This window comes from Agromyces sp. Marseille-Q5079 (assembly GCF_051016555.1).
In the GTDB taxonomy this organism is placed as follows: Bacteria; Actinomycetota; Actinomycetes; order Actinomycetales; family Microbacteriaceae; genus Agromyces.
On sequence record NZ_JBPEJF010000001.1, the window covers coordinates 346,958 to 362,668 of the forward strand.

Consider the following 15,711-nt stretch of genomic DNA (forward strand, 5'->3'; position numbering starts at 1 on the left):
CCGCGTTCGTGGCGACCTCGCTTGTCGACCCCGCGGCGGTCCGCGAGAATACCGCGCATGACCAACCTCACCCTCATCGAGCGGTCCCCCGACCCCGAGCAGGTGGTGGCACGCTCGCGCACGCGTCGCTCGATCGCCGATCACATCCGCGCCATGGGCCAGAACCGGGTCGGCGCGCTGCTGCTCCTGCTCGCGACCCTGGCGGCGATCATCTGGGCCAACGTGTCGGCGAGCTCCTACGAGAGCTTCTGGGCGACCCACCTCTCGGTGGGCGTCGGCGACCTGCAGCTGGACTTCACCCTGCACGCGCTCGTCAACGACGCGCTGATGGCGATCTTCTTCTTCACCGTCGGCCTCGAGGTGCGGCGGGAGTTCGCGATCGGCGAGCTCACGAGCTGGTCGCGCGCGATGGTGCCGGTGGTCGCGGCGGTCGCAGGACTCGCCATCCCCGCCCTGCTGTTCGTGCTCATCGCCTCCGGGTCGGGTGAGGAGCACGCCTGGGGCGTCGTGATCTCGACCGACACCGCCTTCCTCGTCGGCGCGCTCGCCCTCATCGGGCCGCGCGTGCCCGGTCGACTGCGCGTGTTCCTGCTCGCGCTCGCGGTCGTCGACGACATCGGCGCGCTCAGCATCATCGCGCTGGTCTACACGGAGAACTTCACGCCGCTGCCGCTCGTCGTCGCGGCCATCGGACTGGTCGGCGTCTACTTCACCCGATACCTCCGCGGAGGTCGCGGACCGGTGTACGCGACCCTCGCGATCATCGTGTGGATGGCCTTCCTCGCATCGGGCGTGCACCCGACGCTCGCGGGCGTCGCGATCGCGCTGCTCGTGCCGGTCTACCGACCGAACCGGCGCGACGTGGAGCACGCGCTCGACCTCGCGCGCACGTTCCGGCAGTCGCCGAACACCGAGTACGCGAGGGCCGCGGCCAACAGCCTGCGCGAGTCGATCTCCATCAACGAGCGACTGCAATCGGCCTACGCACCCTACGTCGCGTACGTCATCCTCCCCCTCTTCGCGCTCGCCAACGCCGGCGTCGAACTCAGTCCCGAGATCCTCGCCGCAGCGGTCGCCTCGCCCCTGACCTGGGGCATCGTGATCGGCCTCGTGGTCGGCAAGTTCATCGGCGTGCTCGGATCCACCGCGCTGATGCGCCTGTTCCGTGTCGGCGAGTTCGGCCCGGGTCTCACCCTCGACCGCATCGCGGGAGGCGCGGCGCTCTGCGGCATCGGCTTCACGATCTCGCTCTTCATCGTCGACCTCGCGATCGTCGACCCCGACGCGCAGAACGAGGCGCGGGTGGGCGTGCTCGCGGCATCCGTCATCGCGTTCCTCCTCGCGACGGTGACGTTCCGCATCTCGGATGCCGCGAGGCCCGACCTCGACACCGGACAGACGCTCGCCCGCCCCGTCGACCAGGCCCGCGACCACGTCTTCGGGTCGGCGGATGCGCCGTACACGATCGTCGAGTACGGCGACTTCCAGTGCGGCTTCTGCCTGAAGGCCTCGGGTTCGATCCAGGAGGTGAAGGCCGAGCTCGGCGACCGGCTGCGCTACGTCTGGCGGCACGCGCCGCTCACGCAATATCACCCCAACGCGCTGGCGGGCGCGGAGGCCTCGGAGGCGGCGTCCCTGCAGGGGAAGTTCTTCGAGTTCGAGCGCGGCCTCTTCGCCGACCAGGAGAACCAGCGTCCGAGCGACATCGTGCACCTCGCGCGCGACCTCGGGCTCGACGTCGAGAAGTTCGAGCGGGACCTGACCTCGCCGAAGGTCACGGGCCGCGTGCGCGACGACATGCTCGACGCCGAGGCGATGGCCATCACGTCGGTGCCCACGCTCTTCATCAACGGGCGGCGCCACACGGGTCCGTACGACGCCCAGTCGCTCATCCGGGCGCTGGCCGCCACCGATCAGGTCGACGCCCCGGCCGGATAGCGGTCTGCGCGATCAACGATCGCGCAGACCGAACGTCACTTCTCGGTGCCCGCCGGCACCTCGCCGACGCCGAACGCGTCTGCCCGCACGCCGTAGGCGCCCTGCGACACGCGACCGCGGATGAAGAACACGAGCACGAGGCCGGTGATGATGACGGCGATGTTGCCGAACCCGCCGAACGCCGCGAGCGAACCGCCGGTCGAGTACTCGGTCGAGAGGAAGATCGTCGGGTCGGTCGAGGCGTGCAGCAGGATCGGCCAGACCAGGTTGCCCGTGACGCGCAGCGCCAGGTACATGCAGATGCCGAAGAAGAACGTGTAGCCCACCTGGAAGAGGGTGGCCGGCAGCCCCTGCGTCGTCGTGAACACGTTGCCGAGGTGCATCGCCGCGAAGAGGCCGGCCGAGGCCAGCGCCACGAGGATCTCGCGGTGGCCGGCCCGACGCATGAGGTTCACGACGAATCCGCGGGTCACCACCTCCTCCGCGAAGCCGATGAACAACCCGGCGAGCAGCCAGGAGCCGACGACGTCGATGCCGGCCTCGGCGTAGTCGATCGTGAACAGGTGGATGACGTTGAACACCACGACCACGGCGACGGCGATCCACATCCACCACGACCCGCGGATCGGCTGCGGGCCGAAGAGTTCCTTCAGCCATCCGATCGAGACGGCGAAGACCACGAGCACGACGCAGGCGAGGACGATCGGCAGCGCGGTCGTGAGCAGGATGTACGAGGCGGTGCCCTCCTCACCGAAGAAGTCGCTGAACAGCGGCGCGACGATGAGGTTGCCGAGCGCGAGGTAGACGCCGTAGTAGACGGCGACGAAGAGCAGCGCCTTCCACCATCCGCCTCGGTCCCAGAATCGCTTCCATCCCGACTTCGCCACGGTATCGCCCACGGTTCTCCGACCCTTCGTCTGTGTTGTCGCCTGCCCGGTCGCGACGATGCGCCCTCCCCCGACCCTAACCGGTGGCCCGGCGTTCGGAATGGATGACCGCGGCCGCGTGTAGGTTCATTCGTGGCACCGGCATCCGGCACCGGCATCCGGACCACCGAGGGGGCACCATGACCGACGACCACCTTCCGCGTCGCTTCCAGATCGACCTGCCCGCCGACCGCGCGCAGGGCGTGTTCGCCGACTTCGCCAGGGTCTGGCACACGCCGAACGTCTTCGTGATGGACTACGTCGCGCTGACGCAGCCGCCGACGCAGGTCGAGGACGCGGACGGCACGCGTGCCGTCGCCGTGCCCGGCCAGATCGTGAGCCGCATCCGCATCCCACCCGAGCAGGTGTTCGAGCTCGCGAAGGCGCTCACGCAGCAGCTCGAGGCGTGGGAGCAGGAGACCGGGCGCAAGCCGCCCGAGAAGCCGCTCTTCGGCGGCCACTCCACGCCCTGATCCGCGTTCGGTTCGCAGGGCGGATGCCGCGGCATCCGCCCTGCGAACCGGCGACCCCCGGGATGTTCACCAGCTAGGCGGCATCCGTCCGGGTCGCGGGTGCGAGATCGGCCGCGCCGGAGCCGAGGTTCGCGCCACCGCGGTACCGTGCGCCGTAATGCGTGTCGGGCAGTCGGTCGCCGCGCCCGAACAGCCGGTCGCGCAACGACGTGGCCGGCTCGTCGCGCAGTCGCCCGCGCCGACGGAGTTCGGGCACGACGAGCTCGGCGAAGTCCTGCGCCGTGCCGAACGAGTGGAACTGCCGCAGGTTGATGCCGTCGACGCCGTCCTCGTCGAGCCAGCGCTCGATCTCGTCGGCGACCACTTTCGGCGTTCCGACGACGTGGAAGCGCTCGCGGCGCCCGCCTCGGAGCCCGTCGAGCAGGGTTCCGACGGGCACGTCGAGCGGCAGCATCGGAACGCGATCGAGGTCCTTGCCCGCCTGCGTCAAGGCCTGTCGAACCGTGAGATCCCGCGGCAGCTTCGTCAGGTCGATCGGCAGGCTCGCATGCGCGAGATAGCCGTCGACACTCGCGTACTGCTCGTAGAGGCGCCACTTGTCGGCCGCCTCCTCCTCGGTGCGCCCGACGACCACGACGGCGCTCGCGATGAACTTCACGTCGTCGGGTCGGCGCCCGTTGCGGACCGCGGCATCCTGCATCGCGCGCTTGTTGGCGCGGAACTCCTCGGTCGTGCGCCCGCCGGTGAACACGAGTTCGGCATGCCGCCCCGCGAACTCGGTGCCCGCGGGCGACCCGGTCGCCTGGAACAGCACCGGCGTGCGCTGCCGCGACGGGTGCACGATATGCGGCCCCGCGACGCGATGCGTCGGCCCCACGTGATCGATGTACCGCACCTTCGACGGATCGGTCGCGATCCGCCGCTCACGGTCGTACACGACCGCGTCATCGTCCCACGACCCCTCCCACAGCTTGTACAGCACGTCGAGGTACTCCTCGGCCAACTCGTACCGGCGGTCGTGCGGGATCTCACCCTCCAAACCGAAGTTGCGTGCCGCGTTCGGGAGGTAGCTCGTCACGATGTTCCACCCGAACCGGCCCCTCGTGAGGTGATCCAGCGTCGACGCCCGCCGTGCGAACGCGAAGGGCGGCTCGTACGTGGTCGAGAACGTGACGCCGAACCCGAGCCGCTTGGTGACAGCCGCCATCGCCGGCACCAGGAGGAGCGGGTCGAGGTTGGGGCTCTGCAGCCCCTCCCGCAAGGCGGTCTCGGGGCCGTCGCGGAACACGTCGTACGCCCCGATGACATCCGCGAGGAACACCCCGTCGAACCCGCCGTCCTCCAGGATCTCCGCCAGCTCGGTCCAGTACTCGAGCTCGTCGAACCGGTGCCGGTTGTTGCCGGGCAACGGCCACAGCCCGTGCGAGATGTGGCTGATGCACGCCATCTCGAACAGGTTCAGGATCAACTGCTTCTTCTCGGTCATGCCTGCCCCTCCTGCGCTGCGACCTCGGCGGGTGCGGATGCGCCTGCGGGTGCCTTCGCGGGCGTGTAGATGCTCAGCGGGTCTCCGTCGTTCAGGTAGAAGTCGCCAAGCACGCGCTCCTTGTAGATGCGCGGATTGTGCGACGTGAGCGTGCGGGCGTTGCGAGGGTGCCGGTCGAGGGCATTCGAGCGATCGACGCCCGAGGACCCGAGGGCGTCGAAGAGCAGTGTCGACCCCTGGAGCGCGGCATCCGTCACGGCGACCTGCGCCTCGTAGACCGCGACCGCGGCCAGTCGTGCGGACGCCTGCTGGTCCTCCCCCGCCGCGATCGCCCGAAGGACCGCATCGATCGCGGCGGCACCTCGGGCGACGGATGCCTCGGCCACCGCCGCGTGCGCGGCCAGCCGGCCGATCACCTGCTGGACCTGCGCGTCATCCCGCGGCCGCTCGGCGAGGCCATGCGGATAGGAGCGCCGGCGCGCGATCACGGCCTCGACGGCGTCGTCGCGCACCGCGCGGGCGATGCCCGCCAGCGCCGCGACGAGGACGAGCTGGTAGACGGCCTCCTGCGAGACGAACCGATCCGTGAAGTCGAGCACCGCCTCGTCGTCGACGGCGACATCGTGCAACCTCGTGGTTCCGCTGCCCGTCGAACGCTGCCCGAACCCGTTCCAGTCGTCGACGAGCTCGATCCCCTCGCTGCGGGCGTCGACCAGGGCGATCCTGAGCTCGCCGTCGTCGGCGAGCGCGAGCACGCCCACCCAGTCCGCGTAGATCGACCCGGTGCTGTAGTACTTCGTGCCGTTCAGCACCGACCGGCCGTCGACGCGATCCAGGCGCGTCTCGCCGAGGATCGAGGTGGTGCCGGTCTCGGACCAGGCGCCGCCGATGACCGCGCCGTCGGCGATGCGCTGCAACCAGAGGCGGTCGCGCTCGGTGCCGCCGGCGAGGCGGTCCTCGACGAATGCGATGTGGTTGCGCCAGAGCTGCGGCTGGTTCGGGTCGGCCGCCGCGAGGTCGACGAGCACCTCGAAGAACTCGGCGACGGTGAGGCCCGCGCCGCCCGCGGCGACCGGGAGCCGCAGGGCTCCGAAGCCCGCCGCGGCCAGCTCGCGCGTCTCGGCGTGGGGCCTCGAGTCCGCGCGCTCGTGCAACGGTGCGCTCGCAGCGATGCGCTCGAGGAGCGGCGCGAGTCGCTCGCGGACGGACTGCAGGCCCGTGGCCGTCGCCGCGCCGCTCATCGCACGGCCTCGGGGGCGACGGCGGCTTCGACACTCCCGTCTGCTGCGTCATCGGCGAACGCGGCCGCCGGCTCGGCGAACGCACCGCGGTACTTCGCGGCGGGATGCCGCTCGTTCAGGCGCGGTGCGCCGAACAGCTGCTCGCGGAGCGTCGTGCCGGTGCCGTAGTCGCGCTGCGTGAGGCCGCGATCGCGGAGCACGGGGAGGACCTTGTCGGCGAACTCGACGAACGAGCCGGGGATCACCCAGTTGATGACGTTGATGCCGTCGACCCCGGCCTCCTGCCACTCCACGAGGGCGTCCGCGATCTGCTCGGGGGTGCCGACGACGCGCGTGGAGCGCGAGATGAGCAGGGCGACGTCGCGCACGAGCGGCTCCCGGTCGGTGATCGCCTTGGAGACCCACTCGCCGAAGCCCTTCGCGGTGTTCGTGTCGACATCCTTGAGGGGGGTGTCGGGGTGGTAGGCGCGACCGGTCTTGTCGACGAGAGCCGAGTGGGCGAGGTATCCGTCGATCGAGACGTACTTCTCGTACTCGGCGGCCTTGGCCCACGCCTCCTCCTCGGTGTCGCCGATCACGAACGACAGGCCCTGGAAGAACTTGATGTCCTCGGGGCGCCGTCCGGCCTCGACGGCCTGGCGGCGCGTGTCGTCGATGAGCTCCTTCGCGAGCGCCGGGTTCGGCGCGATGATGAAGGTCGCCTCGGCGTGCTTCGCGGCGAACGCGCGACCCGACGAGGACGAACCCGCCTGGTAGAGCACGGGCGTGCGCTGCGGCGACGGCGACGGCAGGTGCGGCCCCTGCACCGAGTACCGCTCCGAGACGTGGTTGATCTTGTGGATCTTCGACGGGTCGGAGTAGAGGCCGCGCTCGCGATCCTTCAGGAGCGCGCCCTCGTCCCACGAGCCCTCCCAGAGCTTGTAGGCCACGTCGACGTACTCGTCGGCCCACGCGTAGCGCTCGGTGTGGTCGGTCAGGCGCGGGTACCCGAAGTTCCGGGCGCCGTTGTCCTGCAGGCCCGTGACGATGTTCCAGGCGATACGGCCCTTCGAGATGTGGTCGAGCGTGGAGACCTGGCGGGCGAACTGGTACGGGTGGCTCTGCGCCACGTTCGAGGTGAGCGCCAGCCCGATGCGCTCGGTGTGCACGGCGAGCGCCGCGACGAGCGGGATCGGGTCGTTCGAGGGGATCTGGAGGCCCTCGCGGATGTAGACGTCGAAGTCGGCGTCGGCATCGCCGTAGACGCCCGTGACGTCGGCGAAGAACAGCGCGTCGAACTTCGCCTCCTCGAGCTTCTTGGCGAGGTCGATCCAGACCTGCACGTCGTCGAAGTCGACCTGGCCGGCGTCGGGTCGACGCCACTGGCCGTGATGGATGTGCGAGTTCGTGTTCATGACGAAGGCGTTGAAGTGCAGCGGGATGGTCATGCGGTCTTCTCCTGGATGCGGTTCGGTTCGAAGGCGGGGATGGATTCGATGAGCTGCCGGGTGTACGGCTGCTGCGGGCGGTGGAAGATGTCGTCGGGCGTGCCGGACTCGACGACGACGCCGTCCTTCATCACGAGCACGCGATGGCAGAGGTGCGCGATCACGCCGAGGTCGTGCGAGATGAACAGGTAGCTCAGGCCGAGGCGGCGCTGGAGGGCGACGAGCAGGTCGAGGATCTGGGCCTGGATCGTGACGTCGAGCGCCGAGACGGCCTCGTCGAGCACGATGATGTCGGGGGCCTCGGCGAGCGCCCGGGCGATGGCGACCCTCTGGCGCTGGCCGCCCGAGAGCCGGAGCGGGAAGCGCCGCAGCACGGCATGCGCGAGGCCGACCTGGTCGAGGAGCGCCCGGATGCGCTCGGCCCGGGCGGATGCCGTCGGGAAGGCCTGCCGGGGCAGGGCGTCGAGCAGGATGCGCTCGACGTTCCAGCGGGGGTCGAAGCTCGACAGGGGGTCCTGCGACACCACCGAGATCCGCGAGCGCAGCGCACGCCGCTCCGACTCGGGCACGCCCGACCACGGCCGGCCGAGCAGGGTGACCGTACCGGCATCCGCCCGCTCGAGGGCCAGCGCGATGCGCCCGGTCGTGCTCTTGCCGGAGCCGGACTCGCCGACGATGCCGAGGGTCTCGCCGCGGTGCAGGTCGAAGGAGACGCCGCCGACCGCGGTGGTCGCCGTACCGTCGGGCGCCCGGAAGCGCCGGACCAGGTCGCGGGCCTCGATCACCACCTCGTCGAGCACCTCCGGCGCGGGCGGGGCCTCCGCCAGGAGGCGTTCGCCGCCGGGGCTGAGGGCGGAGCCGCGCGTGTCCTCGCTCGGCACCGCGGCGATGAGCGCCTTCGTGTACTCCTCTCGGGGCGAGCCGAGCAGTTGCGCGGCGGCGCCCTGCTCGACGACGCGGCCGTTCTGCATCACGAGGATGTGGTCGGCCAACTGCGCGACCACCGAGAGGTCGTGGCTGATGAGGATGATCGAGGCGCCGCGACGCTTGGACGCCTCCAGCAGTTCGAGCACCTGCGCCTGCACCGTGACGTCGAGCGCCGTCGTGGGCTCGTCCGCGATGATCACGTCGGGGTCGAGCGCGAGGGCCGAGGCGATCAGGGCGCGCTGGCGCAACCCGCCCGAGAGCTGGTCGGGCCGCTGCCGGGCGCGCAGTTCGGGGTTCGGCACGCCGACGGAGGCCAGCAGTTCGACGACCTTCCTCGCGCGAGGGCGTCGATCGCCCCAGCCGTGCAGGCGCAGGCCCTCGGCGATCTCGGCGCCCACCGGGCGCAGCGGATCGAGGCTGACGAGGGCGTCCTGCAGGATGAAGCCGACCTCCTTGCCGCGGATGTCGCGCCACCGCCGATTCGAGAGCGCGCGCACGTCGCGGCCGTGCAGCGTGATGGCCTCGGCGTCGACGCGCGCGCCGCGACCGGCGAGCCCGACGAGGCTGCGTGCGGTCACGGACTTGCCCGAACCCGACTCGCCGACGATCGCAACGCACTGACCGGGATGCAGGTCGAACGACACGTCGTGCACGATCGGCCGGTGGCCGTCGCCGGTGGCGAATCCGACCGACAGGCCCGCCACGCTCAGGCGCGGCAGGAAGCCCGGCAGCCCATCGATCGCGGATGCGAGGTCCCGGCCGGCGACCTCCGTCTCGATGGTGCTCATCACTTCTCCCCCTTCTCGAGGATCGACTGCAGGTGGCGGCCGAGGGTGGTCGTGGTGAGCGCGAGCAGCACGATCACGACCCCGGGGATCACGGTGAGCCATCCGGCCACGGTGATGTAGGGGCGTCCCGCGTCGAGCAGCGCGCCCCACTCGGGCGCGGGCGGCGCGATGCCGAGGCCGAGGAAGGAGAGGCTGGACGCCCACACGATCGACTGCCCGATCGAGAGCGCGAACACGGCCACGAGCGGGCGCAGCGAGTTCGGGAGGATGTGCTGGCGGAGGATGCGGCCGCGCGAGTGGCCCAGCGCGATCGCGGCCTCGACGTACGGCGAGTCCTTGGCGCCGAGGATCTGGCCGCGCACCATGCGTGCGTAGCCCGGCGCCGTGCCGATGCCGACCGCGAGGATGAGCGTGAGGATCGAGGGGCCCAGCACCGCGATCAGCAGGAGCGAGAGCAGCAGCGCCGGGAAGGCGAACGCCACTTCGAGCAGCCAGCCGACGCCGGCCGAGGTGGCGCGGTTGCCGAGCGCCGCGAGGGAGCCCAGCACCACCGCGAGCATGAGGCTCACCGCCGCGGCGCCGATGCCGATGCCGAGCGAGGCGGCCGTTCCGTGGATCACGCGGGAGTAGAGGTCGCGTCCCGCCTCGTCGGTGCCGAACCAGTGCGCCGCCGACGGCGGCTGCAGCGTGTTCGCCAGGTCCATGGTGAACGCGCCCTGGGTCGCCAGCAGGTCGGGCCAGAGGGCGGCGAGCGCGAACACCGCGGTCGCCGCGATCGCGACGTAGAGGTCCCACGGTTGCCTGCGCAGCCGGGCGGATGCCGTGGGCCGTGCAGCGGACGTCGCGGTGGTCGCGGTGGTCGCGGTCATGATGCCCTCCTCAGGCGCGGGTCGATGAGTGCATAGGCGATGTCGACGAGCAGGTTGGCCAGCACGTAGAAGGCGGCGACGAGCATGACGATGCCGATCACGACCGGCATGTCCTGGCTGCTCACGGCCGTCACGAGCACCTGGCCGATTCCGGGGCGTGCGAACACGGCCTCGACCACGACGGCGCCCGAGATGGTGGCGCCGAGCGCCCAACCCGAGAGCGTCACGGCCGGCAGCACCGCGTGCCGCAGCACGTGCCGCAGGCGGATGCCCACGTCGCTCATGCCCCGCATCCGCGCGCTCAGCACGAACGGCGAGTCGAGCGAACGCTCGAACTCCGTGCGCGTCGCCTGCCCGAGGAACCCGGCGAGCGGGATCGCGAGCGTCAGGGCGGGCAGGATGATGCCCACGGGACCGGTGCCGCCGATGACGGGGAACCAGCCGAGCGTGAGGGCGAACACGAGCAGCAGGATGATGCCGAGCCAGTAGTGCGGCAGGCCCGCGGCCGTCGTGTCGAAGAAGCCTCCGAGCGCGTTCACGGCCGGACCCCGGCCGGCGGTGAGGGTGACCCAGACCACCATGATGATCCACGCGAAGACGAGTGCCGTGAGCGTGAGCACGATGGTGGCCCCCAGCTGGTCGGCGATGATCGCGATCACCGGCCGGTGCTGCTGGTAGGAGATGCCGAGGTCTCCGAGCACGAGCCCCTTGAGGTAGGAGAAGTACTGCAGGATGAGCGGATCGTGCAGGTGGTACTCGGCGTTGATGGGCGCGAGCTCCTCGGGCGTGCGTTCGATCGCCTGCCCGGCGCGGATGTTGAGGATGACGGTGGCCCGGTCGCCCGGCAGGGACGCCTGGGCGAAGAAGGCCGCGGTGGCGGCGCCGAGCAGCACGAGCGCGGCGCCGACCGCCTTCCCGACGACGAGCCTCAGCGTCGCCGGGCCCCGCCGCGGTGCGCCAGCCTCACGGCCGGGCACCGCGGCATCCGTCTCACTGAACGAAGTGAGCGTCATAGAAGGTCGGTCCTCCCTGTGCGTTCTCCTGCCACACGCCCTGGAGTCCGGGCGAGACGGCCAGCGTGGAGAGTCGGTCGTAGACGCCGATGGCGAGCGCATGCTCGGCGATGTACTCCTGCGCCTGCTCGTAGAGCGCGTTCTGCGCGTCGACGTCGGGCTCCGAGTTCGCCTCGAGGATGATGGCCTGAAGCTCGGGGTACTCGGTGAACGAGGCGTTCCAGTGGTTCGGCTCGCCCCCGGTTCCTGCACCCCAGTTGATGTGCAGGATGCCGCTCGTGACGGCCGTCCAGTAGCCGGGGTAGATGTCGCGTTCGTCGGGCTGGCTGTAGGCGCCCGCGAAGGCCTCGGCCTGGGGCACCGGGATCAGGTCGACCTTGAATCCGGACTTCGCCGCCTGCTCCTGCACGCCCTGCAGGATCGAGGCGCCGTCGGCGTTGATGATCGAGCCCGCGAAGTAGGGCAGGGTCACCTGGAGCGGCTCGCCGTCCTTGGTGCGGGTGCCGTCGGAATCCTCACCGGTCCAGCCGGCCTCGTCGAGCAGCTCGGCCGCCTTGTCGACGTCCTGGCTGTACCAGTCGGCTGCCTTCTGGCTGTAGCCGGGGGTGGTCTGGCTGACGCCGCCGTTGCCCTCGTAGGGGATCACGCCGCGACCGATGGATTCGACGATCTCCTCGCGGTCGATGGCGTAGGCGAAGGCCTGTCGCACCTTCTCGTCGGTGAAGACGCCCTGCGCGGTGTTGAACGTGAGCTGCTGCGGACGACCGGGGGTCACGTACTTCAGCAGTTCGAACCCGGCGTCGCCGGTGGCATCCCACTGCACGGCGGGCACGTCGTAGATGGCGTCGACCTCGCCGCTCTTCAGGGCGGCCACGCGGGTCGTCGCGTCGGAGACGAACTTCCAGACGACCTCGTCGACGTAGGCGGGGCCGGTGTGCTCGGCGTTCGCGGGCGGCGACGTGTAGTCGTCGTTGCGCGTGAGGACGATCTCCTGCCCACGGTCCCAGTGATCGACGACGAACGCGCCGGAGCCGATCGGCGCCGCGCAGTTCTCTTCGGCGGTCCGGGTCTCGAGCGCCTGCTGCGACTGGATGCCGAAGTAACCCTGCGTCAGGTTGTCGGCCAGACGCGGATAGGGCTTGGAGAGGTCGACCTGCACCGTGAGGTCGTCGACGGCCTCGGCCGACTCGTAGTAGCCGCCGAGCCACGCGAACGCGGTGCTGTTGCCGCCCTGGTTCACCCAGTAGTCGAAGTTGTAGGCCACGACCTCGGCCGTCAGATCGCTGCCGTCGGTGAACTTCACGTCGGGCTTCAGTTGGAACGTCCACTGCAGCCCGTTGTCGGAGACGCTCCACGACTCCGCGAGCCACGGGACGACCTCGTGGTCCGCATCGAGGGACACGAGGCTGTCGAGCACGTTGTAGCTCAGGTACGCCTGCTCGATCCAGCCGCCGAACACGCACGCCGGCTCCTGCTGGTGGGCGTACGTGATCGTGCCGCCCTCGACGAGTTCGCCGGCCGGCGCCGATTCGGCGGTGGTCGCCGCGCATCCCGCGAGGGTCAGCAGCGCAGCTGCGGCTGCGGCGATCGCGGCGATGGAGTGTGGTCGTGAGGTCATGGGCGTGCTCCTTCGGGGCATGCGGGGGTGGCTGTGTGAGCGGCGACGCTACCGGCCGCCCGCCACACCCGCCACGACTCCGTGTCACGCTCGTTTATGCGGGGTCACCAAGCGTCGCGTCGGGTCACAAAGGGCCGGTCGGGGTCACGTTTCGCAACCTGCTTGACAGGTGTTCCGCCCGCTGGGTGCGAGCGCACCGAGGACACCGACGGCGCGCGCGGCACCCCGCGCAACGTCTCCCGCCTCCGCTGCCGGCGACGCTACCTCCGCCGGCGCCGCCTGCCGGCCGCTCGGTGCCGCCGGGTCAGGCGCGGCGGGGCGCCAGGTCGAGGAGCGGCGCAACGCCCTCGGCGAACCAGTACGCCTCCTCGAGATGCGGGTATCCCGACAGCACGAACTCGGTGAAGCCCACGGCGCGGTACTCCCGGATGAGCGCCGCGACCTCCTCGAAGCTGCCCACGAGCGCCGTTCCGGCGCCGCCCCGCACGAGCCCGATGCCCGCCCACAGCCCGGGCACGATCTCGAGGTCCTCTCGCCGGAGCCCTCCCGTCACGAGCTCGGCCTGACGTCGCTGGCCGACGGACCCCGAGGCCAGGAACGAGGCGCGGGCGCGCTCGACGACCTCGGGGTCGAGCCCTGCGACGAGCTCGTCGGCCAGACGCCAGGCTTCCTCGCTCGTCGGCCGGGCGATCACGTGCAGGCGCACGCCGTAGCGCAGCGCGCGTCCGAGCTGCGCCGCCCGCTCGCGGACGCGGGCGATCTTCTCGCCCGCCTGCGCCGGCGGCTCGCCCCACGTCAGGTAGACGTCGGCGTGCTCGGCCGCGACCTCGATCGCGCCCTCGGAGGAACCGCCGAGGTAGATCTCGGGCTCGACGCCCAGCTCGGGGATGCGCGCGCCCTCGATCGTGTAGAACTCGCCGGCATGGTCGACCTGCTCGCCCCGCCACAGGCGACGGATGATGCCGAGGTACTCCGCCGCGCGGCGGTACCGCTCATCGTGGCCGATGCGGTCGCCGTACTTGCGCTGCTCGGCGTCGTCGCCGCCGACGACGACGTTGACCCGCAGGCGGTCGCCGCTGAGGTGCTGGAACGTCGCGGCGACCTGGGCCTGCAGCGTCGGCGACATCAGTCCGGGCCGGAACGCGACGAGGTAGTCGAGGTCGCGGGTGTGCTGGCTGAGCGCGGTCGCCGCGACCCAGCTCTCCTCGCTCCGTCCGCCCGTGGGGATCAGCACGGCGTGGTAGCCGAGGTGCTCGACCGCGCGCGATCTGCGACAGGTAGCCGATGCCCGGCTCCCGGCGTGCGGGCGCAGCGGACTGGCCCTCGTAGGTCATGGCGGAGCCCTGGCTGAGGTCGGTCCTCGAGTCACCCGTGAGCGGGATGAACCAGTCGAGGATGATCCCGCCCCGCTCCGACTCGATGCTCGTCTCGTCTGCAGGTGCGTGCTCGGTCACGACGGCTCCTTCTCCCGTCCCGCTCGGGACGTGGGGAGCCTAGTGAACGTCGGCATCGGACAGCAGGGATGTTGCCGCGCGTGACGTCGGGCGCTCCTCGGCGTCGCGCCCCCTTGTGCGGCGTCGGCGGGGCTGGTGGACTGACGGTGATGCCGCAGCCACGCGGCCGCGGCGTGCGGCCCGGGGCATCCGTCATCGGACATCCGTCACGAGATCAGGGGGAACCATGCCGTTCGTGTCCGTCGGAACCGAGAACTCCGCACCCGTCGAGCTCTACTACGAGGATCACGGCACCGGTTCTCCGGTCGTGCTGATCCACGGCTATCCGCTCGACGGCGCCTCATGGGAGAAGCAGTCGCGGGCGCTGCTCGCCGCCGGCCACCGCGTGATCACCTACGACCGCCGCGGATTCGGCTCGTCGAGCAAGCCGACCACCGGGTACGACTACGACACGTTCGCCGACGACCTGAAGACGCTGCTCGACACCCTCGACCTGCAGGACGTCGCCCTCGTGGGGTTCTCGATGGGCACGGGCGAGGTCGGTCGCTACCTGGGCTCGTTCGGCAGCGAGCGGGTGTCGAAGGCCGCCTTCCTCGGCAGCCTCGAGCCCTACCTCCGCAAGACCGACGAGAATCCCACCGGCGCCGCGCCCGACTTCGACGACCTGAAGGCCGCGGCGGCCGGCGATCGCTTCGCCTGGTTCACGGGGTTCTTCGAGAACTTCTACAACCTCGACGAGAACCTCGGCACCCGCATCTCCGAGGACGCCGTGCGCGGCAGCTGGCAGGTCGCCGCCGGGGCATCGTGGTACGCGGCATCCGCGTGCGTCGACACCTGGCTGACCGACTTCCGCGGCGACATCGAGCGGATCGACGTCCCCGCGCTCATCCTGCACGGAACGGCCGACCGGATCCTCCCGATCGACGCCACGGCGCGCGAGTTCGCCAAGCGGCTGCCGGGCGCGACGGTCGTCGAGATCGAGGGTGCGCCGCACGGCCTGCTCTGGACGCACGCCGACGAGGTCAACGCGGCGCTGCTGGAGTTCCTCGGCGACAGCTGAGCCGGTGCGGCGGCGCCGCGGCAGTGCCGTCGCCCCGGGGTACGCGACGCGACCCGGTTCGTCAAGGGGTTGGACGCGGCGTGCGCGCTTGCGAGCATCGGCGTATGAACGATCGCCAGCACGACGACCTCGCGGCCGAGCCGACCACCGACACCCAGGACGCACCCGTGCAGGAGGGCAGCCTGACCGATGCCGACGACGGCGCCCGCCTCGAGGGCGTCGTCGAGCAGGTGCGCGGCGACGTGCTGTTCGGCCAGGTCGACGACCTGCCGCAGATGGTGCGCGAACGCCTCGAGCAGGCGGGCCTGCCGGCCTCGCCGAACGACGTCGACGCGGTGATCTCGGCGGTGCAGTCGACGCCGTGACGCCGCGAACCAGCGGGCCGGGCCGCCGTCGACGCGACGGCCCGACCCGTTCCGCACGCGCGCTCGGCCGCACCCCGCGCACGGCTGCAGGAGATCAGGCCCGATACCCGCTGTCAGCGGGGATGA

The 15,711-nt window shown here is 70.8% G+C and carries 13 protein-coding genes; 4 read left to right on the plus strand and 9 right to left on the minus strand.

Annotation, left to right across the window (positions count from 1 at the left end):
• Positions 1 to 57 precede the first annotated feature (57 nt).
• Complete coding sequence (nhaA, locus tag ACR3IO_RS01685; RefSeq protein WP_434069423.1) at positions 58 to 1,938, plus strand: Na+/H+ antiporter NhaA; 1,881 nt, start codon at positions 58 to 60, stop codon at positions 1,936 to 1,938.
• A 35-nt stretch (positions 1,939 to 1,973) separates the two neighbouring features.
• On the opposite strand, the gene ACR3IO_RS01690 is transcribed toward nhaA, so the two are convergent.
• The gene (locus ACR3IO_RS01690) at positions 1,974 to 2,837 is read right to left on the minus strand and encodes a lysostaphin resistance A-like protein (protein WP_434069424.1); all 864 of its coding nucleotides are present in this window, start codon (positions 2,835 to 2,837) and stop codon (positions 1,974 to 1,976) included.
• Between the two features lie 167 nt (positions 2,838 to 3,004).
• Here ACR3IO_RS01690 and ACR3IO_RS01695 point away from each other — a divergent pair, with 167 nt between their 5' ends.
• Positions 3,005 to 3,337, plus strand: a complete 333-nt coding sequence (locus tag ACR3IO_RS01695) for a DUF3467 domain-containing protein (protein ID WP_434069425.1) — start codon at positions 3,005 to 3,007, stop codon at positions 3,335 to 3,337.
• A gap of 73 nt (positions 3,338 to 3,410) precedes the next feature.
• Here the strand turns inward: ACR3IO_RS01695 and ACR3IO_RS01700 are convergent, their stop codons facing one another.
• The 8 genes from ACR3IO_RS01700 to ACR3IO_RS01735 form a co-directional block, all read right to left on the minus strand.
• Positions 3,411 to 4,823 (minus strand): NtaA/DmoA family FMN-dependent monooxygenase, encoded by a 1,413-nt coding sequence (locus ACR3IO_RS01700; protein WP_434069426.1) that lies wholly within the window; start codon positions 4,821 to 4,823, stop codon positions 3,411 to 3,413.
• Positions 4,820 to 6,064, minus strand: a complete 1,245-nt coding sequence (locus ACR3IO_RS01705) for an acyl-CoA dehydrogenase family protein (RefSeq protein ID WP_434069427.1) — start codon at positions 6,062 to 6,064, stop codon at positions 4,820 to 4,822. The genes ACR3IO_RS01700 and ACR3IO_RS01705 overlap by 4 nt, the downstream gene beginning before the upstream one ends.
• A complete protein-coding gene (locus ACR3IO_RS01710) occupies positions 6,061 to 7,491 on the minus strand; it encodes an NtaA/DmoA family FMN-dependent monooxygenase (protein WP_434069428.1) in 1,431 nt (476 codons plus the stop codon). The genes ACR3IO_RS01705 and ACR3IO_RS01710 overlap by 4 nt, the downstream gene beginning before the upstream one ends.
• Positions 7,488 to 9,206, minus strand: coding sequence for a dipeptide ABC transporter ATP-binding protein (locus ACR3IO_RS01715; RefSeq protein WP_434069429.1), 1,719 nt, complete (start codon positions 9,204 to 9,206; stop codon positions 7,488 to 7,490). The genes ACR3IO_RS01710 and ACR3IO_RS01715 overlap by 4 nt, the downstream gene beginning before the upstream one ends.
• Positions 9,206 to 10,075, minus strand: coding sequence for an ABC transporter permease (locus ACR3IO_RS01720; RefSeq protein ID WP_434069430.1), 870 nt, complete (start codon positions 10,073 to 10,075; stop codon positions 9,206 to 9,208). Before ACR3IO_RS01720 ends, ACR3IO_RS01715 begins: the two co-directional genes overlap by 1 nt.
• Positions 10,072 to 11,088 (minus strand): ABC transporter permease, encoded by a 1,017-nt coding sequence (locus ACR3IO_RS01725; RefSeq protein WP_434069431.1) that lies wholly within the window; start codon positions 11,086 to 11,088, stop codon positions 10,072 to 10,074. Before ACR3IO_RS01725 ends, ACR3IO_RS01720 begins: the two co-directional genes overlap by 4 nt.
• The gene (locus ACR3IO_RS01730) at positions 11,066 to 12,706 is read right to left on the minus strand and encodes an ABC transporter substrate-binding protein (RefSeq protein WP_434069432.1); all 1,641 of its coding nucleotides are present in this window, start codon (positions 12,704 to 12,706) and stop codon (positions 11,066 to 11,068) included. The genes ACR3IO_RS01725 and ACR3IO_RS01730 overlap by 23 nt, the downstream gene beginning before the upstream one ends.
• A gap of 304 nt (positions 12,707 to 13,010) precedes the next feature.
• Positions 13,011 to 14,018, minus strand: coding sequence for an LLM class flavin-dependent oxidoreductase (locus ACR3IO_RS01735; protein ID WP_434069827.1), 1,008 nt, complete (start codon positions 14,016 to 14,018; stop codon positions 13,011 to 13,013).
• A gap of 368 nt (positions 14,019 to 14,386) precedes the next feature.
• On the opposite strand from ACR3IO_RS01735, the gene ACR3IO_RS01740 reads away from it, so the two are divergent.
• Both ACR3IO_RS01740 and ACR3IO_RS01745 read left to right on the plus strand, forming a co-directional pair.
• Entirely contained in the window at positions 14,387 to 15,220 is an 834-nt protein-coding gene (locus ACR3IO_RS01740) for an alpha/beta fold hydrolase (RefSeq protein ID WP_434069433.1), read from the plus strand.
• A gap of 104 nt (positions 15,221 to 15,324) precedes the next feature.
• Positions 15,325 to 15,585: a hypothetical protein gene (locus tag ACR3IO_RS01745; protein ID WP_434069434.1), complete on the plus strand. Its 261-nt coding sequence runs from the start codon at positions 15,325 to 15,327 to the stop codon at positions 15,583 to 15,585.
• The last annotated feature ends 126 nt before the right edge of the window (positions 15,586 to 15,711 follow it).